At 72.7% G+C, this 25019-nt stretch carries 19 protein-coding genes; 12 read left to right on the top strand and 7 right to left on the bottom strand.

What is annotated here, in order from left to right:
• Positions 1 to 15 precede the first annotated feature (15 nt).
• Positions 16 to 558, bottom strand: a complete 543-nt coding sequence (locus ABT095_RS09010) for a hypothetical protein (protein ID WP_350528644.1) — start codon at positions 556 to 558, stop codon at positions 16 to 18.
• Positions 559 to 906: 348 nt separating this feature from the next.
• Between ABT095_RS09010 and purN the strand changes: the two genes are divergently transcribed.
• Together purN and purH are read left to right on the top strand one after the other, a co-directional pair.
• The gene (gene purN, locus ABT095_RS09005; RefSeq protein WP_350528714.1) at positions 907 to 1512 is read left to right on the top strand and encodes a phosphoribosylglycinamide formyltransferase; all 606 of its coding nucleotides are present in this window, start codon (positions 907 to 909) and stop codon (positions 1510 to 1512) included.
• Positions 1509 to 3089, top strand: coding sequence for a bifunctional phosphoribosylaminoimidazolecarboxamide formyltransferase/IMP cyclohydrolase (purH, locus tag ABT095_RS09000; RefSeq protein ID WP_350528643.1), 1581 nt, complete (start codon positions 1509 to 1511; stop codon positions 3087 to 3089). Before purN ends, purH begins: the two co-directional genes overlap by 4 nt.
• A 58-nt stretch (positions 3090 to 3147) precedes the next feature.
• Here purH and ABT095_RS08995 read toward each other — a convergent pair whose 3' ends face one another.
• Positions 3148 to 3945 (bottom strand): RDD family protein, encoded by a 798-nt coding sequence (locus ABT095_RS08995; RefSeq protein WP_350528642.1) that lies wholly within the window; start codon positions 3943 to 3945, stop codon positions 3148 to 3150.
• A 137-nt stretch (positions 3946 to 4082) separates the two neighbouring features.
• Complete coding sequence (locus ABT095_RS08990) at positions 4083 to 4469, bottom strand: DUF2752 domain-containing protein (protein ID WP_350528641.1); 387 nt, start codon at positions 4467 to 4469, stop codon at positions 4083 to 4085.
• A 202-nt stretch (positions 4470 to 4671) separates the two neighbouring features.
• Here ABT095_RS08990 and ABT095_RS08985 point away from each other — a divergent pair, with 202 nt between their 5' ends.
• From ABT095_RS08985 to ABT095_RS08960, 6 genes are all read left to right on the top strand, one after another.
• Positions 4672 to 5529 carry a bifunctional methylenetetrahydrofolate dehydrogenase/methenyltetrahydrofolate cyclohydrolase gene (locus tag ABT095_RS08985; protein WP_350528640.1) on the top strand — a complete coding sequence of 286 codons (858 nt, stop codon included), beginning with the start codon at positions 4672 to 4674 and terminating at the stop codon, positions 5527 to 5529.
• Positions 5530 to 5536: 7 nt separating this feature from the next.
• The gene (locus tag ABT095_RS08980) at positions 5537 to 5950 is read left to right on the top strand and encodes a DUF3017 domain-containing protein (protein WP_350528639.1); all 414 of its coding nucleotides are present in this window, start codon (positions 5537 to 5539) and stop codon (positions 5948 to 5950) included.
• Between the two features lie 182 nt (positions 5951 to 6132).
• Positions 6133 to 7122 (top strand): malate dehydrogenase, encoded by a 990-nt coding sequence (locus ABT095_RS08975; protein WP_350528638.1) that lies wholly within the window; start codon positions 6133 to 6135, stop codon positions 7120 to 7122.
• Between the two features lie 82 nt (positions 7123 to 7204).
• Positions 7205 to 8518, top strand: a complete 1314-nt coding sequence (locus ABT095_RS08970) for a hemolysin family protein (protein WP_350528637.1) — start codon at positions 7205 to 7207, stop codon at positions 8516 to 8518.
• Between the two features lie 30 nt (positions 8519 to 8548).
• A complete protein-coding gene (trpS, locus tag ABT095_RS08965; protein WP_350528636.1) occupies positions 8549 to 9586 on the top strand; it encodes a tryptophan--tRNA ligase in 1038 nt (345 codons plus the stop codon).
• A gap of 8 nt (positions 9587 to 9594) precedes the next feature.
• On the top strand, positions 9595 to 10146 hold the full coding sequence (locus ABT095_RS08960) for a 2'-5' RNA ligase family protein (protein ID WP_350528635.1): 552 nt from the start codon (positions 9595 to 9597) through the stop codon (positions 10144 to 10146).
• Between the two features lie 112 nt (positions 10147 to 10258).
• Here ABT095_RS08960 and ABT095_RS08955 read toward each other — a convergent pair whose 3' ends face one another.
• From ABT095_RS08955 to ABT095_RS08940, 4 genes are all read right to left on the bottom strand, one after another.
• The gene (locus ABT095_RS08955; RefSeq protein WP_350528634.1) at positions 10259 to 11719 is read right to left on the bottom strand and encodes a hypothetical protein; all 1461 of its coding nucleotides are present in this window, start codon (positions 11717 to 11719) and stop codon (positions 10259 to 10261) included.
• Between the two features lie 39 nt (positions 11720 to 11758).
• The gene (locus ABT095_RS08950; protein ID WP_350528633.1) at positions 11759 to 14236 is read right to left on the bottom strand and encodes a CDP-glycerol glycerophosphotransferase family protein; all 2478 of its coding nucleotides are present in this window, start codon (positions 14234 to 14236) and stop codon (positions 11759 to 11761) included.
• A gap of 191 nt (positions 14237 to 14427) precedes the next feature.
• Complete coding sequence (locus ABT095_RS08945; protein WP_350528632.1) at positions 14428 to 17979, bottom strand: bifunctional glycosyltransferase/CDP-glycerol:glycerophosphate glycerophosphotransferase; 3552 nt, start codon at positions 17977 to 17979, stop codon at positions 14428 to 14430.
• A 125-nt stretch (positions 17980 to 18104) separates the two neighbouring features.
• Positions 18105 to 18734 carry a class I SAM-dependent methyltransferase gene (locus tag ABT095_RS08940; protein ID WP_350528631.1) on the bottom strand — a complete coding sequence of 210 codons (630 nt, stop codon included), beginning with the start codon at positions 18732 to 18734 and terminating at the stop codon, positions 18105 to 18107.
• Between the two features lie 280 nt (positions 18735 to 19014).
• Here ABT095_RS08940 and ABT095_RS08935 point away from each other — a divergent pair, with 280 nt between their 5' ends.
• From ABT095_RS08935 to ABT095_RS08920, 4 genes are all read left to right on the top strand, one after another.
• Positions 19015 to 20013 carry a glycosyltransferase family 2 protein gene (locus ABT095_RS08935; RefSeq protein WP_350528630.1) on the top strand — a complete coding sequence of 333 codons (999 nt, stop codon included), beginning with the start codon at positions 19015 to 19017 and terminating at the stop codon, positions 20011 to 20013.
• Positions 20014 to 20170: 157 nt separating this feature from the next.
• Positions 20171 to 22048 (top strand): hypothetical protein, encoded by a 1878-nt coding sequence (locus ABT095_RS08930; RefSeq protein ID WP_350528629.1) that lies wholly within the window; start codon positions 20171 to 20173, stop codon positions 22046 to 22048.
• A 124-nt stretch (positions 22049 to 22172) separates the two neighbouring features.
• Complete coding sequence (locus tag ABT095_RS08925; RefSeq protein WP_350528628.1) at positions 22173 to 23936, top strand: hypothetical protein; 1764 nt, start codon at positions 22173 to 22175, stop codon at positions 23934 to 23936.
• Between the two features lie 128 nt (positions 23937 to 24064).
• Positions 24065 to 25009: a class I SAM-dependent methyltransferase gene (locus ABT095_RS08920; protein ID WP_350528627.1), complete on the top strand. Its 945-nt coding sequence runs from the start codon at positions 24065 to 24067 to the stop codon at positions 25007 to 25009.
• The last annotated feature ends 10 nt before the right edge of the window (positions 25010 to 25019 follow it).

Below are 25019 nucleotides of genomic sequence, written 5' to 3'. Positions count from 1 at the left end.
GGGAGGGCACCTGCGTCAGTTCTGCGAGCTGCTGTAGAGGTCGACCAGGAACTTGGGGCCGGGGCAGGACTGCTGGGCCTCGGCGGTCGGGGCGTCGCTGACGCAGCTCAGGTAGTCGCGGTAGTAGACGTTCATGCTCAGCACGAGCAGCACGCACAGCACGGCCGCCCCGCCGGTGACCAGCCCGCCGATCGCCGCGGGGGTCTGCGGGCGGACAGGGGCGTACGGGTTCGCGCCCTTGGGCCGGGGGGCCCGCAGGGCGCTGATGCCCCAGTAGAGGGCGAGCGCGCCGAACAGCAGGGAGACGTAGACGATGCCGGTGACCAGGCAGAACAGCCCGGCCATGCCGGCGCTCAGGGCGTAGCGCGAGCGCCGCTGGACGGGGTCGGCCGGGTCGAAGCGCGGCTGCGGGGGCGGCGGGGGCTGCGGCTGCCGGCGCTGGTGCGGCGGCGGGGCGTCCTCGCCGGGGGCCGGGGTGCGGGGCCGCCACGGCTGGTCGGGAGCGTCCGCGGGCGGCGGCGCGAAGGGGTTGCGCTCGTCGGTGTTGTCGCCGCTCATCCCTGGTGCAGTCCTTGTCCTCGTACCGGGCGCAGGCGTGGCCCGCCGCGCCTCCATCATGCCCGGAGCACCTGAGAGGCTTCCAACGGCCCGGCGAGATCCCGGTCTCAACTACGCGCGTAGCGCCCGGTGGCCGGTACGGAAGGCCTCCGACCAGCCGTTATCGTGGTGACTCTGCCTCCCCTCGTAGTGGCCCCACCGACGGTGGACGTACCAGCGAGGGAGCCCTCCCGGCCCACGGCCGGGGGGAGCCAAGACGTTACGGAGAACCGCGCAGTGGCTGCCGCCGAGCCCGCCCCCGCTCAGAGCGTTCAGAGTTTCCCGCCCCGTACGCCCGGCCCGGCCCGGCTGGTCGTCCTGGTCTCGGGCTCCGGCACCAACCTGCAGGCCCTGATCGACGCCGTGGCCGATCCGGCGTACGGGGCCGTGATCACCGCCGTCGGCGCCGACCGGGACGCCATCGCCGGCCTCGAGCGGGCCGAGCGGGCGGGCATCCCCACCTTCGTGCACCGGGTCAAGGACCACGCGGACCGGGCCGGCTGGGACGCCGCGCTGACCGCCGCCGTCGCCGGACAGGAGCCCGACCTGGTGGTCACCGCCGGGTTCATGAAGATCCTCGGCCCCCGGTTCGTCGCCGCCTTCGCCGGACGGATCGTCAACACCCACCCCGCGCTGCTGCCCGCCTTCCCCGGTGCGCACGGCGTGCCCGACGCGCTCGCGTACGGCGTGAAGGTCACCGGCTGCACCGTCCACCTGGTCGACGCCGGGGTGGACACCGGGCCGATCATCGCGCAGGGCGTCGTCGAGGTGCTCGACGCCGACCACGCCGATGGCGGCGAGGCGCTGCACGAGCGCATCAAGACTGTCGAGCGCCAGTTGCTCGTCGAGGTCGTGGGCCGGCTGGCCCGCGAAGGTCACCGCATCGAAGACCGAAAGGTATGGATCCCGGCATGAGTGCCACCCACGCCACTGCTCCCGTCTCTGAGAACGTCCGCCCGATCCGCCGTGCGCTGATCAGCGTGTACGACAAGACCGGCCTGGAGGAGCTGGCCCAGGGGCTGCACGCCGCCGGGGTCTCGATCGTCTCCACCGGCTCCACCGCCGGCCGGATCGCCGCCGCCGGCGTGCCGGTGACCGAGGTCTCCGAGCTGACCGGCTTCCCCGAGTGCCTGGACGGCCGGGTCAAGACCCTGCACCCGCGCGTGCACGCCGGTGTCCTCGCCGACCTGCGCCTGGAGTCGCACCGCGCCCAGCTGGCCGAGCTCGGCGTCGAGCCCTTCGACCTGGTCGTGGTGAACCTCTACCCGTTCACCGCCACCGTCGCCTCCGGCGCCACGCCGGACGAGTGCGTCGAGCAGATCGACATCGGCGGCCCGAGCATGGTCCGCGCCGCCGCCAAGAACCACCCCTCGGTGGCCGTCGTGGTCGACCCGGCCCGCTACGCCGACGTGCTGAAGGCGGCCCAGGAGGGCGGCTTCGACCTGCTGACCCGCAAGCGCCTGGCCGCGAGCGCCTTCGCGCACACCGCCGCGTACGACGTGGCCGTGGCCCAGTGGTTCGAGACCTCCGGCTACACCGGGACGGAAGAGGCCTTCCCGAGCTTCCTCGGCGCCACCTGGGAGCGCCAGAGCGTCCTGCGCTACGGCGAGAACCCGCACCAGCAGGCGGCCCTGTACGTGGACGGCACGGGCGGCCTCGCGGGCGCCGAGCAGCTGCACGGCAAGGAGATGTCCTACAACAACTACATGGACACCGACGCCGCCCGCCGCGCCGCCTACGACCACGAGGGCCCGGCCGTCGCGATCATCAAGCACGCCAACCCGTGCGGCATCGGCACCGGCGCGGACGTCGCCGAGGCACACCGCAAGGCGCACGCCTGCGACCCGCTCTCCGCCTTCGGCGGCGTGATCGCCGTGAACCGCCCGGTGACCGTCGAGCTGGCCGAGCAGATCGCCCCGATCTTCACCGAGGTCGTCGTCGCCCCCGGCTACGAGGACGGCGCCCTCGAGGTGCTGACCAAGAAGAAGAACCTGCGCGTGCTGCGCGCTCCCGAGGCGCCGTGCGAGCGCCTGGAGGCCCGCCGGATCAGCGGCGGCGTGCTGCTGCAGCAGGTCGACAAGGTCGACGCCGAGGGCGACGACCCGGCGACCTGGACGCTGGCCACCGGCGAGGCGCTGTCCTCCGAGGAACTCGCCGAGCTGGCCTTCGCCTGGAAGGCCTGCCGGGCCGTCAAGTCCAACGCGATCCTGCTCGCCAAGGACGGCGCCTCGGTCGGCGTCGGCATGGGCCAGGTCAACCGGGTCGACTCCGCCAAGCTCGCCGTCGAGCGCGCGGGCGAGCGGGCCAAGGGCTCGTACGCGGCCTCGGACGCGTTCTTCCCGTTCGCGGACGGTCTGCAGATCCTGCTGGACGGCGGCGTGAAGGCCGTGGTCCAGCCCGGTGGCTCGATCCGGGACGAGGAGGTCATCGCCGCCGCCGCTGCCGCCGGGGTGACGATGTACCTGACCGGCACCCGCCACTTCTTCCACTGATCCAGGTGTGACGAAGGCCCGGACCACCGAGTGGTCCGGGCCTTCGTCATGCGGTGGGTCAGGCCTGCTTCTTCACCACGACGGTCCCGGCGGCACGGTCGTGCCAGCCCTGGAGCTTGCCGGAGTTGTCGAAGAAGGGGGAGAGGTAGACCAGGATCTGGCCGATCCCGCAGAGGAAGCCACCCACGGTCGGGATGATGTAGCGGATGAAGCCGCCACCGAGGCCCGGGTTCTCGCCGGTGCTCTCCTTGACCACGCGCAGGCCCAGGGCCATCTTGCCCAGGGTCGCGCCGACCAGGCCGACCATCAGCCACTCGTAGAGCACGCCGATGGCCGCGATCACGGCCAGCGAGGTGAACAGGCCGGCCATGATGCCGCCGCTGGCCTGCGAGATCTGGTCGTTGAGGCAGCTCTGGTACGCGACGCTGTCGTTCACCAGGCTGGTGCAGTCCTTGGTGTTGTTCACCAGGCCGATGGCACCGCCGAGGCCGAGCACCATCGCCAGGGTCATCACCAGGCCGATGATCAGGCCGTCCAGCAGACGGGCCAGGAAGCGCTGGCCCATGGTGGCTATCTTCACCGGGCCGAGGTTGGCGATGTTGATGAAGCCGTTGTTGGCCTGGATGGTGCCGGGGGCCGGAGCGCCCTGCTGGGGGTAGCCGTAGCCGGGCTGCGGGGCGCCGTAGCCCGGAGCACCCTGCGGGGCGCCGTAGCCGGGGGCCGGAGCGCCCTGCTGGGGGTAGCCGTAGCCGGGCTGCTGCGGGGCGCCCTGCTGCGGGTAGCCGTAACCGGGCTGCTGCGGCGCCTGCGGGGGCTGCTGGCCGTACGGGTTGTTCGGGTCGGGCGGGTAGCTCATCTGTGCCTCCGAGCAAGGATGGTGAGGTGGGACGGGTGCGGAAATCCTGGACGGACGGGCAGTTGAGCTCCGACCGAGGGGGAGACTAGCGGACCGGGCCGACGGCAGGGGCTGTCGTGGCGGCCGGTGAGGGCCGGTCAGGAGAGCACGACGCCTAGGCGGTGCAGCTGCCAGACCCAGGAGAGCGCTAAGCCGACGCCGACCAGCGGGAGCGGTACCTTGCGCAGCCGGGCGGGCAGGACAGGCGCGAACATCAGGGCCAGCAGGGCCGCCAGCGTCACCGGATTCGCGGCCAGGGCCGCGCCGAACCGGCCGTGGCCGGCCTCGATGAACACAGTGGTGCTGCCGCAGAACGGGCAGGGCACGCCGGTGAGCAGCCGCAGCGGGCAGAGCACCCCCGGATCGTGCGCGTCGTGCACCACGGCGGCCGTGAGGGCAGCGGCCGCGCCCGCGCCGACGCGCGCGAGCACGCGCAGCAGTGCGCCCCGGACGGGCGTCCAGGCAGCGGGCAGTACTGATGTCACCGTATGACCGATCCCCCGTGGTTCTCCCCTGACGGTCACCCGCGCGCCTGGGCGCGGGCAACGGCTCACATCGTCGTCGGCCGCACCCTCGGTGTCCAGCGGTGTGCTCACGGCGAGCACAACTTGTGGCGGAACCGCAACGCACGCCGACGAGCGGGAGGGGCGCGCACGGGCACGGCCGGGGATCCGGGAGAATGGGCCCATGACTGCCCAGATTCTCGATGGCAAGGCCACCGCGGCCGCGATCAAGTCCGAACTCGCCGCCCGCGTGGCGGCCCTCAAGGAGCGGGGCATCCACCCCGGTCTCGGCACCGTCCTGGTCGGCGACGACCCGGGCAGCCGGTGGTACGTCAACGGCAAGCACCGGGACTGCGCCGAGGTCGGCATCGCCTCCATCCAGCGCGAGCTCCCCGCCACCGCCACCCAGCAGGAGGTGGAGGACGTCGTCCGGGAGCTCAACGCCAACCCGGAGTGCACCGGTTACATCGTCCAGCTGCCGCTGCCCAAGGGCCTGGACGCCAACCCCGTCCTGGAGCTGATGGACCCGGACAAGGACGCGGACGGCCTGCACCCGACCTCGCTCGGCCGCCTGGCCCTCGGCATCCAGGGCCCGCTGCCCTGCACCCCGCTCGGCATCGTCGAGCTGCTGCGCCGTCACAAGGTGGAGCTGGACGGTGCCGAGGTGGTCGTGCTCGGCCGCGGCATCACCGTCGGCCGCTCGATCGGCCTGCTGCTGACCCGCCGGAGCGAGAACGCCACCGTGACCCTCTGCCACACCGGCACCAAGGACCTGGCGTACCACCTGCGCAAGGCCGACATCATCGTGGCCGCCGCGGGCGTGCCGCACCTGGTCAAGGCCGCCGACGTCAAGCCCGGTGCCGCGATCCTCGACGTGGGTGTGAGCCGCAACGCCGAGGGCAAGATCGTCGGCGACGTGGAGCCGGCCGCGGCCGAGGTCGCCGCCTGGATCTCCCCGAACCCCGGCGGGGTCGGCCCGATGACCCGGGCGATGCTGCTCAACAACATCGTCGAGGCGGCCGAGCGCCGCGCCGGCCTGTAGGCCCGCGGTGGCACGGACCAGGCGGCGGCCGGAGAAGACCACCGGCACGCTGCCCCCGGAGGGTTCGGCCGCCGCGCTCGGCCGCAGCCACACCCTGCCGGTGCGGCAGTGGCCGATAACGCTGGTGCTCTCGCTGGCGGGCGTCGGACTGGCCGTCACCTGGTTCAGCCCCACCGCCGGCAACGGCTTCAAGTACGGGCTGCTGATGGTCGGGTGCGCGCCGCTGCTGGGGGCCGTGCTGCGGCTGGTGCTGCCCGAGGTCGGACTGCTCGCGGTGCGCAGCCGGTTCACCGACGTGTCCCTGCTGACGGTGCTCGGCGGGGTGATCGTGCTGCTCACGCTGGTCGCCCAGCCGGACCCGTGGCTCCAGCTGTCGGTGCTCGACAACATCGGCCAGCTGATGGGCCGTCGGCACCACTGAGCCGTGGAAACCTCTGGAGGGCGCCCCGCCGGTGTGACATATCAGCTACCGGCCTGGGCGCCCTCCAGCTGTTCCTTGCGATAGCCTGAGCCGGGTCTCTCGATGTCGAGAGACCGGTCTCGGCTCCGGCTCGTCGAGCGTGCCTGGAGCGTGGCACCTGGCGATCGCTGGAGTAGGTAAAAATGACTCGCACCCCCGTCAACGTCACCGTCACCGGAGCGGCCGGCCAGATCGGCTACGCGCTGCTGTTCCGCATCGCCTCGGGCCACCTGCTCGGTGCCGACGTGCCGGTGAACCTCCGCCTCCTGGAGATCCCGCAGGGTCTCAAGGCCGCCGAGGGCACCGCGATGGAGCTCGACGACTGCGCCTTCCCGCTGCTGCGTGACATCACCATCACCGACGACCGTGACAAGGCCTTCGACGGCGCCAACGTCGCCCTCCTGGTCGGCGCCCGCCCCCGCACCGCGGGCATGGAGCGCGGCGACCTGCTCTCCGCCAACGGCGGCATCTTCGGCCCGCAGGGCAAGGCGATCAACGACAACGCCGCGGACGACATCAAGGTCCTGGTCGTCGGCAACCCGGCCAACACCAACGCCCTGATCGCCCAGCGCAACGCCCCGGACGTCCCGGCCGACCGCTTCACCGCGATGACCCGCCTGGACCACAACCGCGCCGTCGCCCAGCTGGCCAAGAAGCTCGGTGTCACCGTCAACGAGGTCAAGAACCTCACCATCTGGGGCAACCACTCCGCGACCCAGTACCCGGACATCTTCCACGCCGAGGTCAACGGCAAGAACGCCGCCGAGGCCGTCGCGGACGAGAAGTGGCTGGCCGAGGACTTCATCCCGACCGTCGCCAAGCGCGGCGCCGCCATCATCGACGCCCGTGGCGCCTCCTCCGCCGCCTCGGCCGCCAACGCCGCCATCGACCACGTCTTCACCTGGGTCAACGGCACCGCCGAGGGCAGCTGGACCTCCATGGGTGTCGTCTCCGACGGCTCCTACGGCGTCGAGCCGGGCATCATCTCCTCCTTCCCCGTCACCACCAAGGACGGCAAGTGGGAGATCGTCCAGGGCCTGGACATCTCCGAGTTCTCCCGCAAGCGGATCGACGCCTCCGTCGCCGAGCTGGTCGAGGAGCGCGACGCCGTCGCCGAGCTCGGCCTGATCTGAGCCTGATCACGCACCGACGGGCGGTCACCCCCACGGGGTGGCCGCCCGTCGGCGTACCCGTGCACAACTAGACTCTGCGCCCGTGAACGAAACCCTCGGGGACGCCGCCCTCGTCCTGGTCTTCATCCTGCTCGGCGGGCTCTTCAACGTCGCCGAGATCTCGCTGATCTCGCTCCGGGAGGGGCAGATCCGCACGCTGGAGGCGCGTGGCACGCGGGGCGCCACCCGGGCCGCGCACCTGGCGGCGGACCCGAACCGGTTCCTGGCCGCGGTGCAGGTCGGGGTGACCTGCATGGGCTTCCTGTCGGCCGCCTTCGGCGCCGACACGCTGGCCGGCAAGCTGGCCCCCGTGTTCGTCCGGATGGGCCTCTCGGAGGGCGTCTCGGACGCCGTCGCGCTGGTCGGGCTGACCCTGGTGATCTCCTACGTCTCGCTGGTGCTCGGCGAGCTCACCCCCAAGCGGATCGGCCTGCAGCGCGCCGACTCCATCGCGGTGCTCGCCGCCCCCGTGGTGGACGTGATGTCGGTGGTGCTGCGCCCGGCGATCTGGCTGCTCGGCCACTCCACCAACCTGTGCGTGCGCCTGTTCGGCGGTGACCCGACGGCCGGCCGCGGCACCATGAGCTCCGAGGAGCTGCGCGGCCTGGTCGCCGCCAACACCGAGCTGGGCAGTGACGAGCGGGCCCTGATCAACGACGTCTTCGCGGCCGGGGAGCGCCAGCTGCGCGAGGTGATGGTGCCCCGCACCGAGGTCACCTTCCTGGACGCCGACCAGCTGGTGGGCGACGTCCGCGAGGAGACCAGCAGCTCCCCGCACTCCCGCTACCCCGTGGTCGAGGGCTCCTACGACGCCGTGGTCGGCTTCGTGCACGTCCGCGACCTGTACGGCGCGCGCGGCGGCTCGGCGGTGCGGGTGCGGGAGCTGGCCCGCCCGGTCAAGCTGCTGCCCGCCACCAAGCGGGTGCTCGAGGCGATGGGCGAGATGCGCCGCGAGGGCCACCACCTGGCGATGATCGTGGACGAGTACGGCGGCACCGCCGGGATCGTCACCCTGGAGGACCTGGTCGAGGAGGTGATCGGCGAGATCCGGGACGAGTACGACGCCCAGGACACCACCGCCACCCGCCGCCTGGCCGGCGGCGGCGTGGAGCTGGACGGCCTGCTCAACCTGGCCGACTTCACCGGCGAGACCGGGGTGACCCTCCCCGAAGGGCCGTACGAGACGGTCGCGGGTTACGTGGTCAGCGCGCTGGGCCGGCTGCCGAAGGCGGGGGACAGCGTGGCCACCGAGGACGGCGTACGGCTCACCGTGGCCCGCCTGGACGGCCGCCGGATCGAGCGGATCAGAGTGAGTGCCGTCACACCGGCCCAGGCTCCCTCGGAAGAGGTTTCCTGAAGACTCCGTGAAGCTGGAACAATGGCGCCCATGGTCAACGCAGCGGTCAGCGGTCCGACGGAGAGCCGTCCCCGGGTGCTCTCCGGCATCCAGCCCACCTCGGGCTCGTTCCACCTGGGGAACTACCTGGGCGCGGTGCGCCAGTGGGTGGACCTGCAGGAGTCGAACGACGCCTTCTACATGGTGGTCGACCTGCACGCCATCACCGTCGAGCAGGACCCGGCGACGCTGCGGGCCAACACCCGGATCTCCGCCGCCCAGCTGCTCGGCGCCGGACTCGACCCCGAGCGCTGCACCCTCTTCATCCAGTCGCACGTGCCCGAGCACGCGCAGCTCGGCTGGGTGATGAACTGCCTCACCGGCTTCGGCGAGGCCTCCCGGATGACCCAGTTCAAGGACAAGTCCGCCAAGCAGGGCAGCGACCGCACCACGGTCGGCCTGTTCACCTACCCGATCCTGCAGATCGCCGACATCCTGCTCTACCAGGCCGACGCCGTGCCGGTCGGCGAGGACCAGCGCCAGCACGTCGAGCTCACCCGCGACCTCGCGGAGCGGTTCAACACCCGCTACGAGCCCACCTTCACCGTGCCGAAGCCGTACATCCTCAAGGAGACGGCCAAGATCATGGACCTGCAGGACCCGACGATCAAGATGAGCAAGTCGGCCTCCTCGCCCAAGGGCCTGGTCAGCCTGCTCGACGAGCCCAAGGTCAGCGCGAAGAAGTTCAAGAGCGCCGTCACCGACACCGGCACCGTGGTCTCCTACGACGAGGAGAACAAGGCCGGCGTCTCCAACCTGCTGCGCATCCACTCCGCGCTCAGCGGGCAGTCGGTCGACCAGCTGGTCGAGCACTTCGAGGGCAAGATGTACGGCGCGCTCAAGACCGAGCTGGCCGAGCTGTTCTCCGAGTGGGTCGGCCCCTTCCAGGAGCGCACCAGGACCTACCTGGACGACCCGGCCGAGCTGGACCGCGTCCTCGGGCTCGGCGCCGACAAGGCCCGCGAGGTGGCGGCCGAGACGCTGGCCACGGTCTACGACCGCATCGGCTTCCTCCCGCCGAAGCGCTGACCGCAGCGATGACAGTGGCGAACGTGGTTGGTGGCGGCCTGCCCGAGGCCGTCACCATCGGCGTGTCCATCACCGTCCCGGAGCCGTACGGCCAGGCCATCCAGGACGCCCGGGCCGGTTTCGGTGACCCGCTCGCCCGCTCGATACCCACCCACGTCACCCTGCTGCCGCCCACCGAGGTGGCGGCCGGGCGGCTGCCCGAGATCGAGGCCCACCTGACGGCCGTCGCGGCCGGCCACCGGCCCTTCCGCATGCTCCTGCAGGGCAGCGGCACCTTCCGGCCCGTCTCCCCGGTGGTCTTCGTCCGGGTCGAGGAGGGCGCCCACGAGTGCCGCGCCCTGGAGGCCGCCGTCCGCAGCGGCCCCCTCGCCCGCGAGCTGGCCTTCCCGTACCACCCGCACGTCACGGTCGCCCACGGCCTCCCGGAGGCGGCCCTGGACACCGCCTACTGCGAGACCCGCGCCTTCCACGCCGCCTTCGCCGTCCCCGGCTTCAGCCTCTCCCGCTTCGGCCCCGACGAGGTCTGGCGCCCCTGCCGCAGCTACCCCTTCGGGGCTTAGCCCAGGCTTAGCCCTTCAGGGGCGCGGGGCTCTGCTCATTAACTGCGTGCGCGAAGCGGTAGGCGACAGGCCGTGCATGGTTGGCAGCGCAGTTCCCCGCGCCCCTGAATGGTTACTCGTCTGCCGAAGAGGTGCGGCTGGCCGGGATGAGGGTCAGCAGGAACGGCGCGATGAAGAACGGGCCGACCATGTACCGGTACAGCGGGGCCGGGTTGGCCGCCAGGACGGTGAGCTGGAAGCCGATCAGGACGCCGCCGAGGGCGTAGACCGCCCGCAGGTTCCGCCGCTTGGCGTAGAGGAACAGCGCGGCGTAGCCGATGTAGCACCAGGTCACGCCACGGAAGAGCAGCCAGTCCAGCTGCGGGGTCTTGGCGAGGTTGTACCAGAACTGCGCCGCGTGCCGGAGCTTGTAGGAGACCGGGTGGCTGTACAGCGCGAAGCGGGCGGGGTTGGAGGCCATCGGGGTGCCGGGGGCGGCCAGCAGGTAGAGGTTCTCCGGGGTGGGCGCCGGGTCGGCGATCCAGGTGTAGCCGCGCTTGTCGGCCGGGCCGGGGAAGGGCGACCACGCGATGTGGCCGCGGCAGATCCGGGCCTGCATGATCAGGTCCGGCCGCTCCTTCAGGACCCTGGTCCACATGTCCATCAGCTGGGTGTTGACCCGCTCGGCGGCGTTGCGGTCGAAGTTCCAGGCCAGCACCAGCTGGTCGGAGACGTAGCAGTTGTTGCCGCCGTTGGTCCACTGCTCCAGCGGGCTGACCTGCGCCAGCACGGCCCGGTCGGCGTCCGTGAACAGGTCGGGCTGGTGCGCGTAGGCCACGGCCACGTCGTGGTAGTTGAGCGAGTAGACCGAGCTCGCGGCGGGCTGCTTGATGCCCATCGCGGGGTAGAGCACCAGCTGGCACAGCAGCGAGAAGCCGACCGCGAAGAGCGTGATCACGGTGAGCACCAGCCGCCGGCCGCGCAGCGCGAGCACCAGCGCGACGCCCGCGATCAGCGCCACCCCGAGCCCGTTGTTGCGGAACAGGCCCATGCCGGTCATCGAGAGCGCGAGCACCCACCAGTCGAGCCGCCCGGCCTTGCGGGCGACCAGCCGCACCGAAGCGGCGAAGGTGAGCACCGAGCACAGGGTGAACGGCACGTCCTTCCAGATGTAGACCACGAAGGCGCCGGACGGCGGCGCGGCCGCCACCAGCAGCGCGATCGGCACCAGCCAGCGGGCCCGCGCGCCGAGCGCGCGCAGCGCGACGCAGGTGTAGGCGAGCGTCACCGAGGTGAGCACCGTCTGGGCCAGGGTCAGCACGGCGAGCTTGCCGGGCACGTGCAGCGCCAGCCAGACCAGCACGTTGTAGAGCACCGAGTGCTCGGAGCTCCAGTACCCGGTGGTCACCTGGTTCACGTAGGCGGCCGAGTCGTAGCTGGTCAGCCCGGGGTAGAAGGCCGCCCACCAGAGCAGCAGCACCAGCTGCACCCCGACCCCGACCGCGAGCGGCAGCCGCCACCGGCCGGGCACCCTACGGGCGTGCCGGGCCAGGCCCGAGCGCTGGAGGGTCGGGCTGTCGAGTAGTGCGGTCATGGCTGCTCACCCTACAGGGGCTGTGGTGCCGGGCCGTGTTCAGAGGGCCAGCATCCGGTCGACCACCCGGGCCGAGGCGCCGCCGTCGTCGAGGGCGCAGTGGGCGGCTCGGAAGCGCCGGTAGGCCTCGGCGTGTTCGGCGGTGACGGCCGGGAGGCGGCGCAGGGCGTCGACCAGCTCGGCGGAGGTGCGCAGCAGCGGGCCGGGGGCCTCGGCTTCGAGGTCGAAGTAGAAGCCGCGCAGGTCGTCCCGGTAGTGGTCCAGGTCGTAGGTGAAGAACAGGATCGGGCGGCCGGTGACGGCGAAGTCGAACATGATCGAGGAGTAGTCGGTCACCAGCACGTCGGCGGCGAGCAGCAGCTCCTGCACGTCGGGGTAGTCGGCGACGTCGTACAGGAAGCCGTCCCCGGCCCCGGCCAGCGGCTCGCGCACGTGCGAGTGCGAGCGCACCAGCAGGACGTGGTCCTCGCCGAGGGCGGCCCGGGCGGCGGCCACGTCCAGGGCCAGGCCCAGCTGGTAGCCGTCGCCGTTCTCGCGCTGCTGGTCCTCGCGCCAGGTCGGCGCGTACAGCACGATCTTCTTGTCCGCCGGCACGCCGAGCCGCGCGCGGACGGCCTCGGCGCCCTCGCCGCGGGCCAGCACGTCGCAGCGCGGGTAGCCGGATTCGAGGATCTCGCCCTGGTAGCGGAAGGCCCGGCGCAGGATCGGGGTGGCGAAGGCGCTAGGGGAGACCAGCAGGCTCCAGTGCGGCGACTCGCGGTCGAGCGCGGCCAGGTAGCCGGCGTCGGCCAGCCAGGAGCTCTCCACGTCGTGGGCGATCCGCTTGAGCAGTGAGCCGTGCCAGGTCTGCACGACCACCTGGCCCTCGCGGCGCTCGATGAAGTCCGGGAAGTGCGTGTTGCCGACCAGGTACCGGCAGGTGGCCAGCGCCTCGTACCACTCGGGGGAGAAGTACCGCACCGGGCGGACGCCCTCGGGCACCTCGGCCTGGGCGTCGTCCACCACCCACAGGTGCTCCAGCGGGGCGCCGCGCCGCACCAGCTCGGCGTGGACGGCCCGGGGGGAGTCGGCGTAGCCCCGGCCGTTGAAGACGTCGTACAGCACGGCCTCGCGCAGCGGCTTCTTCCGGGCCGCCGGGTAGGCGAGGTCGCGCAGCCGCTCCTGGGCGTAGGCGTTGCGCTCGGCGGGGCTGAGCACCGGGGTGGAGTCGAGAATCAGGGTGTCGTGCCAGCGGCGCTCGAGCAGCAGCTTCTTGCGGCCGGTGGCCGTGCCGCCCGCCTCGACGGAGACCGGCAGCGTGCCCAGCGCCTGCGGGGCCACGATCAGCGGCTGCTCCTCCTCGGGGCGGCCCACCGGGCGCAGCCGGAACTCCCAGATGCCCTTGAGCAGCGGCCGGGCGGTGCCGTCCGAGCCGACCGCCACGGCCGGCAGCAGGACGTCGAGGCGCTCGCCGCGCTCGACGGGGTGGCGCACCTCGCCGGTGCCGTTGCTGTGCCGCAGCACCAGCTCCAGCGGGCCCTCGCCGGGCAGCGGGGCGGTGCCGGTGAGGCGGAAGGCGTCGCCCTCGGCGGCGATCCCGGTCAGGAAGGCGGTGCCGGTCTGCACGCAGAACTGCGGGTAGCCGTCGGCGAGCTGCTTGAGGTAGAGCACCTGGCCGGGGGCCGCCAGCAGGTGCTGGGCGGCCAGCGGGCCGGTGCGGTCGTCGAGCACCGGGCGGACGGTGGAGCCGTCCGGGCGCAGCAGGTCGACGTCCCAGTGCTCCATCTCGTGCGGGCCGTCGCCGTCGATGACGAAGGGCGCGAACGGCAGCCTGGCGGTGTGGCCGCCCGGGCCGACGCCCAGCGGCACGCTCAGCTCGGTGGGGGACTGCCGGTGCCGCAGCCGCAACTGGCTGCCCTCGGGCAGGTTGTCCGCCGCGATGACCAGGGTGAGGGCGTCATCCGTCCGGGTGGCGCCGGTCAACCGGGCGGGCACCCGCTCCACCCGAAGGCGCAGTCCGCCGTCCTCGAAGAACGGCAGGATCCGGTGCTGCTGGCCCACCCAGTGCGACAGCGGGTACTCGCCGGAGCCGCACCAGTACTGGCTCAGCGCCCCCTGCTCGCGGGCGCGGCCGGAGCGCAGCGCCGCCTCCACCAGCCAGTCGCCGTTCTGCCAGCGGCCGCCCTGCTGAAGCCGGGCCGGGGCCAGCACGGCCGTGAAGGCGCCCCAGTCGTGGTCGAAGGTGGTCTGGCCGCTGGCCTCGGTGGCCTCGGCGTGGTTCTGGTGGCGGGTGCGGAACTTCACCGGTCTCCGGTCGCCCTTGCCCAGCGGGGTGGCGGTGACGGCGGTGAAACCGCTGCTCAGCCAGGTGGTGTCGCGGTCGCCGAAGTGGGCGAAGCCGGTGATCTCCAGGCCCTGGTCCGTCCAGCGGAGGGTGCGGGCGGCGAAGGTGGGGGGCTGGGCGGCCTCGGTGCGGTGGTCGGCCTGCTCCGGCACGCGGGAGGTGGAGACCGCGTCGGCAGTGGCGGAAGCAGGCATCGGGGACGGACCTCCGTGGCAGCAGTGCGGCCGTGGCGGCCGGCAGCCCGGCGGCGCCGACGGGGGGAGCCGTGGGGGACGGCGCTCGACGCCCGCGCGGACTGCGGGTGACATCTCACACCTGTGGATACCCCCTGGTCAACCGTTCAGTTGCCCGACCCGGGGGCACCCCCGGGTCGGGCAACCGGTCGTCACCCCTTGAGCAGTGCGTCCACGACGCGTGCCGAGGCGTTGCCGTCGTCCAGGTCGCAGTACGCCTCGCGGAAGGCCGCGTAGCGGTCGGCGTGCTCCGCGGCGTGCTCGTCCACCCGGCCGAGGGCCGCCACCAGGGCCTGAGAGGTGGCGAGCAGCGGGCCGGGGGCCTGCGCCTCGAAGTCGAAGGTGAAGCCGCGCAGGTCGTCGCGGTAGTGCTCCAGGTCGTAGGTGAAGAAGAGCATCGGACGCCCGGTGTTCGCGAAGTCGAACATCGCCGAGGAGTAGTCGGTGACGAGCACGTCCGCGACCAGCAGCAGGTCGGCCATGTCGGGGTAGGTGGAGACGTCCCAGACGTAGCCGTTGCCGGCGCCGGGGATCTGCCCGCACATCACCTCGTGGGCCCGCACCAGCAGCACCTGGTCCTCGCCCAGCGCCGTCTTGGCGGCGTCCAGGTCGAGCCGCAGGTCGAGCTGGTAGCCGCCGTGCGGACGCTGCCGGTCCTCGCGGAAGGTCGGCGCGTAGAGCACCACCTTCTTGCCCTCGGGCAGCCCGAGCCGCTCGCGGACCTGCTCGGCGGTCTTCTCCCGGTCGGCGGCGAACAGCACGTCGTTGCGCGGGTAGCCGGCCTCGACGATCTCGCCCTCGTACTTGAAGGCCCGCCGCAGCACCGGGGTGGAGAAGGTGTTGCCGGAGACCAGCAGGCTCCACTGCGGCACCTCCCGCTCCAGGTGCTTGAGGTAGTCGCCGTCGACGAACCAGACCTTCTCGAAATCGTGGCCGATCCGCTTGAGCGGGGTGCCGTGCCAGGTCTGCAGCACGGTCTGGCCCGGGCGGCGGGTGAAGAACTCGGGCAGGTGGGTGCTGGTGACGACGTACTTGGCGGTGGCCAGCGCCTCGAACCACTCGGGGCCCCACTGGCGGACCGCCTCGGCGGTGTCCGGCAGGTCGGCCTGGGCGTCGTCGGTGGTCCACAGGTGGCGCAGCGGCAGGCCGCGGCCGACCAGCTCCTGGTGCACGGCGCGCGGCGAGCCCGCGTACTGGGTGCCGAGCGCGGCGATGTAGAGCACCGTGTCGGTCAGCGGGCGCTGCTGCATGCCGGGGTACTCGCCGCGCAGCTTGCGCTGGCGGTAGCCGCTGCGCTCCTCGGGCAGCAGCACCGAGTGCGCCTCGAGCGAGAGGGTGTCGAAGCCGCGGCGCTCCAGGGCGATCCGCTTGCCCCGGCCCTCGACCTCGACCGGCAGGGCGGTGTGGCAGGAGGAGGCCAGCAGGGCCTGCGGCCAGAGCGAGCCGGCCTCGGCGCCGGCCGGGCGGAAGGTGACCTCCCAGGTGCCCTTGTGCAGCGGCACCCGCCCGGCGAAGGAGGCGGTGGGCACGGCGGGCAGCGCGGCGCGGAAGCGGCCCTCGGTGATCTCGACCGGGTAGTGGTGCTCCTCCTCGCGCCAGTTGTGGCGGATCACCAGCTCGTACCGGTGGGTGCCGGGCAGCGGGAAGCTGCCGCTGAGCAGGAAGCCGTCGCCGTCCTTGGCGGTGCTGATCTCCTCGATCACCGGCTGCAGCACCTGGTCGACGAACTGCAGGTACCCGCTGGGGGAGGGCTTGGAGAAGAGCGCGCGCTGCGCACCGGGGAAGGGCGCGTCGAGCTGCCCGGGCGCGCGCCGGTCGTCTATCACCAGCGGGGCGGTGACGCCGTCGGCGAGCAGCAGCTCGGTGTCCCAGCGGTCCCGCAGGCGCTCCTCGGCGGCCGGGTCGAGCGCGTCCCAGGCCTCGCGGACGGTGGTGAGCTCGCTGACCGGGAAGGTCGCGGTGAAGGGGACCGCCCGGCCGGCGGGCGTGCCGAGCTCGACCGGGAAGGTCAGGTCGCGGTCGGACTCCACGTGCTTGAGCCGCAGCCGGGCCCCGGCCAGGTCGGCGCCGGAGGCGGCGGTGCCGGCCACGGTGACCCAGCCGTTGTCGAAACCCACCTCGAGGGCCCGGACCCGGATCTTCTCGACCCGCAGGTAGACGTGGCTGTCCTTGAGCCACGGGACAACTCGGACGTCCTCGTCCACCCAGTGCACCGGCAGGCTCTCGGCGGTGTCGCTCCAGCCGCCGGAGATCCGGCCCTTGTAGACGCCGCCCTTGCCGATGCCGGCGATCAGCACCCGCCAGGAGCCGTCCTTCCACTGCCCGCGGTGCTTGAAGCGCTTGGGGTCGATGGCGACGCTGAAGCCGGCCCAGTCGCAGTTGTAGAGATCGTGGGGAGAACTGGCGGTGGCCTCGGGGCTGTACATCGCCTTGGTCGGCACGGCGAGCACCCGGCGGCCCTTGGCCTCGCGCAGCACCAGCACCTTGACCATGTCGCGCCGGTGCTCGGCGCCCAGGTGCTCGGGGAAGGCGTGCCCGGTGAGCTGCAGCTTGCCGTCCACCCAGGCCGACTCGTACAGGCGGCTGCGCATCACCAGCGCGTTGTCCAGGCGCAGCACGTCGGCGGGAACGCTCTTGCGGCCGCCGCGCAGGAACGGGTAGTCGGCGTACGGGCGCAGCAGGCCGCGCGCGGGGGCGGCGCCGTTGCTGTCCTTCTCGAAGCGCATCTGCTCGACGAACTCGTCCATCCGGTTCGCCAGCGTCAGGTGGTACTTGAGCCGCAGCGGGGCGCGCAGCTTGCGGATCTGCGCCGGGCCGATCGCGCGCAGCAGGCGGCTGACCGACTCCTGGTAGGCCGCGTTGTAGGCCGCGTCGTCCTCGATGATCGGCCAGAAGAACATCGGGATCTCCTCGACGAGGTTGTTCTCGTCGTAGAAGTCCAGGTGCTTCTTGTACTTCGGGTCCTCCTGGGCCTGCAGCCAGGCGCGGACCAGCTCCATCGACTTGACCCGGTCGATCACGGTCTTCGGGTTGGTCTTCATCTGCGTGATCGACATCTCGCCGACCTCGCGCTCGCGCCAGTGGTAGATCGGCTCGGAGAGCACGTCCACGCTCTTGGCCAGGAAGTGGTGCGGCACGCTGACCGGGGCGTCCTCGTACAGGATGCCCTCGGGGTACAGGATGCCCGCGGCGTCGAAGAAGCTCCGGCGGTAGACCTTGTTCCAGGCCGTCCGGTCGGTGATCAGCGCCGGGATCTCGGTGACGTGGGTCCCCAGCCTGGTCTCCTTGAACGGCTTGCGGTGGCCGCCCGAGGGGTAGTACCCGACGGCCCGGAAGCGCAGCACGTTGCCGGTGCAGAAGTCCGAGCCGGTCTCGTCCAGGGTGCCGATCATCAGCTCGTAGGCGCTGGGCGGCAGGGTGTCGTCACTGTCGACGAAGGCCAGGAACTCACTGTCCGGGTCGATGTGCTCGTAGCCGGTGTTGCGGGCCGCGCCGAGGCCCGCGTTCTTCTTCTGGACGAGCCGGAACCGGGAGTCCTTCGCGGCGTAGGCCTTGGCGATGGCCGCGCTGCCGTCCTTGGAGCCGTCGTCGACCATGACGCATTCGAGGTCGTCGAAGGTCTGGGCGGCGATGGAGTCCAGGCACTCCTCCAGGTAACGCTCGACGTTGTAGATCGGGACGACGACGGAGAGGCGGGGGGCCATCGGGTGCGCGGGCCTTTCATCGGGGGAAGTACGGCCGGTCCGTGCCCGGGTCGGTGGGACGAACCGGGCATAGATGCACCGCGATAGTACCCGCCGACTCCGGCCCGGCCTCGGACCGCCGAAGGTCAGGGGACGATGCCCACCAGGACGTACTCGTTGTACTTGAACACCTTCCCCGCGGCCTCGGGAAGGGGGAACGAATAGCTGCGGTCGACCCGGAGACCGGCCCGCTCGGCGTACTCCCGCAGGCCATCGAAGTCGACGAACCGGACGTGGGTCGGGTCCGAGCGGTAGCCCGCCGCCTGCGGGGTGATCAGCACGACCTTGCCGCCGGAGCGGATGCTCGGCAGGTAGCTCTTGAGGAGCTGCTCGCAGGTCTCGAGGTCCAGGTGCTCCAGTACGTGCGCGACCAGCATCGAGTCGAACGCGCCCGGCCGGCTCAGCTCCGGGTCGGCCTCGAACTCGTCGGCGGTGTACGCGATCAGCCCGCGGGCCCGGGCGGTGGCCACCGAGGTCTCGTTGTGGTCCACCCCGACGCTGCCGGGGTCGCAGTTCTGCAGGTTGCGGCCCACCCCGCAGCCCACGTCCAGCACCCGGCCGAGCTGCAGCCGCTTCAGGTTCCACCGGTAGGGGGCCTGGGTCGGCAGCAGGCGCTTGATCCCGGACTGCTCCAGGGTCACCAGCCGCTCCGTGTACGAGGCGTCGGCGGTGGCCCCGCCGGTCGGGGTGGCCTTCGGGTCGGAAGCTTCGGGCATGGCGGGCCTCTCCAAGCTGCGGGAACGGGGCTGCTGGTGACTAGCTGCAAGGGAGCGTAGAGCCGCCGGGGGCCGCGCCGCTGCCGAGGTCACCCGATGGTACGACGCCGGTGACCGGGCGCCGATCGGCTCGTTGACCGGGAAACCGCCCGGGGGTGGGAGTGCGTAGGAGCCGTCGGGCGGGCTAGTCTGCGCCCTGGCCGGTCAGGCCGCGACCGTCAGCGGCGCCGGATTCCCCGTGATCTCCGGCGACTGTGCGTCCCCCTAGAATGAGTCGCAAATGCCCCGCTTCAGCGTGATCGTCCCGGTGTACCAGGTACAGGAGTACCTGGCCGAGTGCCTCGACTCGGTGCTCGCCCAGTCCTGCCCGGACTTCGAGCTGATCGCGGTTGACGACCGGTCACCAGACCGCTGCGGCGCCATTCTGGACGAGTACGCCGCCAGGGACTCCCGCATCACGGTGCTCCACCTGCCCGCCAACGTCGGCCTCGGCCGGGCGCGCAACGCCGGGCTGGCCGAGGCCACCGGTGACTACGTGATCTTCCTGGACAGCGACGACACCTTCACCCCCGGTCTGCTGGCCGACGTCCAGGACCGGCTGACCGCCTGCGCGGAGCCGGAGATCCTGGTCTACGACTACGCCCGCACCTACGCCGACGGCCGGGTCGTCCGCAGCAACTCCGCCCCGATCTTCGCCCGCCCCGGCCCGGACGTCTTCGCGCTCGACCAGCGCCCCGACCTGCTCGACCTGCTGATGGTGGTCTGGAACAAGGCCTACCGCCGCGACTTCATCGACGCCCAGGGCCTCACCTTCCCCGCCGGGTACTACGAGGACACCCCCTGGACCTTCCCGGCGCTGCTCTCCGCCTCGCGAATGACCGTGCTCGACCGGGTCGGCGTGCACTACCGCCAGCGCGAGGAGGGCGGCAACATACTCGCCACCGCCAGCCGCAAGCACTTCGACGTCTTCGCCCAGTACGACCTGGTCTTCGCCTTCCTCGACCAGCACCCCGAGCTCGGCCGCTGGCGCCCGGTGGTCTACGGCCGCATGGTCCACCACCTCAACACCGTGGTCAGCAAGCCCGGCCGCATCCCGCCCGGCGACCGCCGCGAGTACTTCCGCCGCGCCGCCGAACACTGCGCCCGCCTGCGCCCCGCCGAGTACCGCCCCGGCCCCGGCGTCAAGGGCCTGCGCACCGAACTCCTCAGCCACGGCCGCTACCTGACCTACCAGGGCGTCCGCGCCCTGGCCCGGACCCGCAAGGCGCTCCGCGGCTAGTTCTTGTTCTCCAGGGGCGCGTTGCACTGTCCAGGGGCGCGGGGAACGGCGCGAGCAACCCTGCACTCTCGTAGGACCCTGCCCCAGGCCCGTAACCTCCCCGGCGGGCTCTCGTTGCGCAGACCGTTGCTGTCCCCGCACGAGATCGCCCCTCCACATGCAACTCCGTTTCGCAGGGGCTCTCGGCCTGCTCGCCGCGCCGCCCGTCCTCCACCTCGCCCACGCCGACCTCGCCACCCTCGCCGTCCTGGTCCTCGCCGCCGCCGCCCAGTTCCGCTCCCGCCTGGGCCCGCTCGACCGCCTCGCCTGCGCCGCGGGCCTCCTGACCGGCTGGCTCTGCCTCCTCGGCGTCCTCGCCAGCCGCTGGCCCTGGGGCCTGCACCCCGTCGCGATCGGCGAGGCCACCGCCGTCCCCCTCGCGGCGGCCCTCCTGCTGCGCGGCCACCTCGAGCTCCCCCGCCCGCGCCTGGGCGACGCCCTGCTGATGGTCCCGATCGCCGCCACCGGCCTGTTCTACTTCCAGCCGCTGCTGCACGCCGACTTCACCGGCCGCTTCGCCCGGATCTACTACGGCGAGGACCTGGCCCGGCACTTCGCGCTGTACGACAGCATCATCCGCTTCCAGGGTTACCTGGTCTTCCACCGCGCCGAGGCCGCCGTCACCCTCCAGGACGGCTTCCAGAGCTACCCCCAGGGCAGCCACCTCACCCTCGCGGTGCTCACCGAGTTCGCCTTCGACGGCCACCCGCCGACCAGCGCCACCACCGGTCTCAACCTCTTCATCTTCCTGGTGGCCGGCGTGCTGACCGCCTTCGTCGCCGCCGTGGTCTGGGCCGCCCGCCGGGTGGCCGGCCCGCTGCTGGGCCGCTGGGGCGTGCTGCCGCTCGGCACCGTGGTGGCCGCCTACCTGGTGGCGGTCGAGGCCACCCCCATCGTCGTGATGGGCTTCGAGAGCGAGCTGTTCGGCCTGACCCTGCTCGCCGTGCTGGCCGCGCTGGTGATCCGTCCGCTGGCCCGCCCGGGCGAGCAGGTGCTGCTGCTCGGCGCGCTGACCGTCGGCATCTCCTTCTCGTACTACCTGCTGCTGGCGGCGACCGGGCCGCTGCTGCTGGTCTGGCTGGCCGCCCAGCGCCGCCGCCTGCCCGGCCCGACGGTGCTGCTCGCCGCCGCGCTGCTCACCGGCACCGGGGCGGCCCTGCCGGTGCTGGCCAACTGGAAGCAGGCCCACTCCACCGCCGTACTGGCGATCCCCGGCAGCGTGGTCGCCGTCTCCCGGCACCTGCTGCTGCCGCTGGCCGCGTTCGCCGTGCTCGGCCTGCTCACCCGGGCCGCCCGCCGCAACGCCTCCCGGCGGACGGCACTGGCAGCCCTCGCCGCGGTGGGTGCGGTCGCCGTGGTGCTGATGATCTATCAGGTCGCCACTGCGGGCCAGACTTCGTACTACTACGAGAAGCTGCTCCACCCGGTGGTGGTGCTCGCCGCGCTGGCCGCCGCGGCCGCGCTCGGCCCGCTGCTCGGGATGCTGCGGCCCACCGCGCCCTGGGCGGTGCTGGTCACGGCCGCGGCGGCGGGCGCGCTGGTGCTCAACTCCCAGCCGGACTGGACCGGCGGCGGCTGGGAGGGCAGCTACGGCGCCCTCTACCGGGCCGGGCGGCAGGCCGCGCCCGCCAGCGCCGAACTGGTCACCGCCATCGCCGCCAGCCGCCCGGTGCCGGACGACCACGCGGCGGTGGTGCTGACCGAGCCGCACGCCAAGGAGGATCCCCGCTTCCTGGAGGGCAGCCTCTGGGTCGGCGTGCTCAACCGGGACAACGGCCGCTCCTGGCGCGGCTGGATCTGGGGCCGCTGGCGCCGCACGCCCCAGGAGATCGTCGACTACGCCAAGGCCTCGGCCGTCCCCGTCCACGTCTACCTCAGCGACCCCGTCGCGGCCGCCGAGACCGTCCGCCTCCGGGGCACCGAGCGCCTCGCCGTCTCCCTGGTCGGCTACGACCCGCAGGGCCGTCCGACCATCACCGAGCTCTCCCGAGGGTGACACTCGCGGTGGCGGGTTGACCAGGGCGTGACCGGGGCGGCCCGGGCCGCGTTACGGGCAGTGCCGGAGGCCTGTCCCCATGAGCCCCGGCCGACCTCCCACACGCTACGGAAGCGAACCGCCCATGCCGGACGTGGCCACCGAGGCACCCGAGGTGACCCGGGACCTCCGCACCGACCCACCGCCGACCCGCGCCCCGCTGCGCCGCCGAGGCCGCCGGCTGCTGGCCGGCGCCGCCGAGGCCGCCGTGGCCCTCGCCGTCGGCGTGGGCTTCATGCTCTGGGCCCGGAACATCGACGTGGACCCGATGGTCCGGATCGGCCAGGTCAGCGGGCTGGCCAAGCTCCAGTTCCGGGCCGCCCTGATCGCCCTGCCGGTCTTCGCCGTCGTCCTGTACGCCGCGTACCGCTCCGGCGCCCGGCACTACCGGCTGCTGCTGCGGCTCGGCTGCGCCGCCGTCGCCGGCCTGGGGACCGGTATCGTCGCGGGCGGCATCGCCGTCGCCCTGCGCGGCACCCCCTGGGGCCTCGGCGGCCAGGACGGCGACCCGGGCACCCTGCTGAACTACGCCGTCGCGTACCTGCGCGGCGAGGGGCTGCCCGACCTCTACCCGCCCGGCTTCGTCTGGCTGCTCGCCGAGTGGACCAAGTACGGCTACCACACCCAGCGGGCCGTCGGCTTCGCCCTCAAGGACCTGCAGCTGCTGTTCAGCGCCGTGTTCGGCCCGCTCGCCTACCTCGCCTGGCGGCTGCTGCTGCGCCCGGTCTGGGCCCTGGCGATCGCCCTGCCCGCCGCGCTGCTCTTCCTCGATCCGATCCGCCCGTACAGCCACCTGGTGATGGTCTGCCTGGTGCCGCTGCTCGGCCGCCTGCTCACCGAGCTCGCCCGCAGCGCCGACCTGCGGCGGAGACCGGCCGGCGGTCTGCGCTCGGCGGTGCTGCGCGGCGCGGCCCTCGGCGCGGTGCTCGCGCTGCTCTTCCTCACGTACTCGGGCTGGTTCGTCTGGGCCGCCCCCGGCACCCTGATCGCCGTGCTCGCGCTGACCCCCTGGCGCCGGGGCCGCGCCGCGCTGGCCAGGGCGGCCGCCCTGCTCGGCGCCGCCGGGCTCGCCTTCGGCGCCGTCGGCGCCCCGCTGCTGCTCAAGTTCGTCGAGCACGGCGCCACCACCGTCGACCGCTACGCGTACTTCGACGTGTACGTGGACCCGGCGTACGTGATGGGCTGGCGCTACGACCACTCCGTCTGGCTGCCTTCCTGGGCCTGGCCGCCGCCGGGGGAGCTGGCCGGGCAGAGCGTCTTCTCACTCCTGGTGGTGGCCGGCTTCGCGCTCGCCCTCGCGCTCGGGCTGCGCCGGCCCGCCGTGGTGGCCGCGCTGGGCTGCCTGGGCGGCGCCTGGGTGCTGCGGTTCTGGTTCGCCGGGCACATGGAGCGCGACCAGGCGGTGATGCTCTACCCGCGCACCACCTGGCTGATCCTCTACTGCCTGATCGCCCTCACCGTGCTCGCGGCGCAGCTGCTCTCCGGTGCGGCCGGGAGCGCCTGGCGCCGGCTGACGGCGGCGCGGAAGCTGCGCCCCTCCGGCTCCCTGGGGCGCCGGCTGGCGGCCGGCGGGCTCTGCGGCCTGGCCCTGTTCGGCGTGATGGGCGCCTCCTGGTCCGCCAACCGCTACCTGCCGACCGATCCGAAGCAGCACACCATGGGCATGGACGCCTGGCACGCGCAGACCCTCCAGCGCGCCGACGGCAGCTGCCCGACCTACGCCCCGGACCACAACTGCGGCGCCCCGCGCGGGTACTGGAAGCCGGTGGACAGCGTGATCACCGCGCTCTGGTGCGGCAACGTCCCGGCTCCGGACTGGCCCGCGTACTGCGGCCGCCCGTCCCCCTGAGGCCGGCCGGTCAACCGGACGGGCGGCGCCTTCGCTCCTGCGTGGCGCTACCCGGAACCGGGCCGGGTCGTTCCGCATGACGGGTCGTGCTCTCGACGGCCCGCCGCACCACCCGAAGGAGCACCCGCATGACCATCGCCCCCGCCGCCCCGGTCGAACCCGCCGTCCTCGCCGACGTCCCCGGCTGGTTCTGGGACCTGGACCGGCACGCCTTCGAGTGGTTCCTCGACCGCCAGGCCCGCTCCGGGGTCCGCGGCGACCTCCTCGAGCTCGGCGCCTACCTCGGCCGCAGCGCCATCGTGATGGCCCGTCACCTCGCCGACGGCGAGCACTTCACCATCTGCGACCTCTTCGACTCCGACGCGCCCGACGAGGACAACTCGGCCGAGATGGCGATGTCCTACCGCAAGACCCTCACCCGGGAGGCCTTCGAGGCCAACTACCTGGCCTTCCACGACGAGCTGCCCACCATCATCCAGGCCCCGACCTCGGTGCTCGCCGACGGCCGGGTCCGGGCAGGCAGCTGCCGCTTCGTGCACGTCGACGCCTCGCACCTGTACGAGCACGTCGCCGGGGACATCCTGGTGGCCCGGGCCGCCCTCCAGCCGCAGGGCGTCCTGGTGATGGACGACTACCGCTCCGCCCACACCCCGGGCGTGGCCGCCGCCACCTGGGAGGCCGTGCTGAACGGCGGGCTCAACCCGATCTGCCTCACCGAGTGCAAGTTCTACGGCACCTGGGGAGACCCGAAGCCCTTCCAGGAGGAGCTGCTGCGCACCTCCGGCGGCGCCCCCGGCTGCCGCACCCACATCGACACCATCGCCGGGCACCGGGTGCTCCGGCTCGGCGGCGAGCCCGACCCGGTGGTCGACTTCCCCGTCTCCCGGCACCACGACCGCCTCGCCCAGCAGGAGACCCTGCGCAGCGCCGAGCGGGCCGCCGAGGAGCTGGCCGCCCGCCGGTCCGCCGCCGCGGCCGCCCGCCGCCCCGTCGCCGTGGCCCGCCGGGTCGCCGCCGACCTGATGCCGCCCATCCTGACCGGGGCCGTCCGCCGGGCGCGTCGCCGGGGCTGAGCGGGCCGGG

Origin of the sequence: Kitasatospora sp. NPDC002227, from assembly GCF_040296285.1 — a bacterium.
Classification (GTDB): domain Bacteria; phylum Actinomycetota; class Actinomycetes; order Streptomycetales; family Streptomycetaceae; genus Kitasatospora.
Note: the sequence above shows the minus strand (reverse complement) of the source record. Positions and strands in the feature narration are given on the sequence as shown.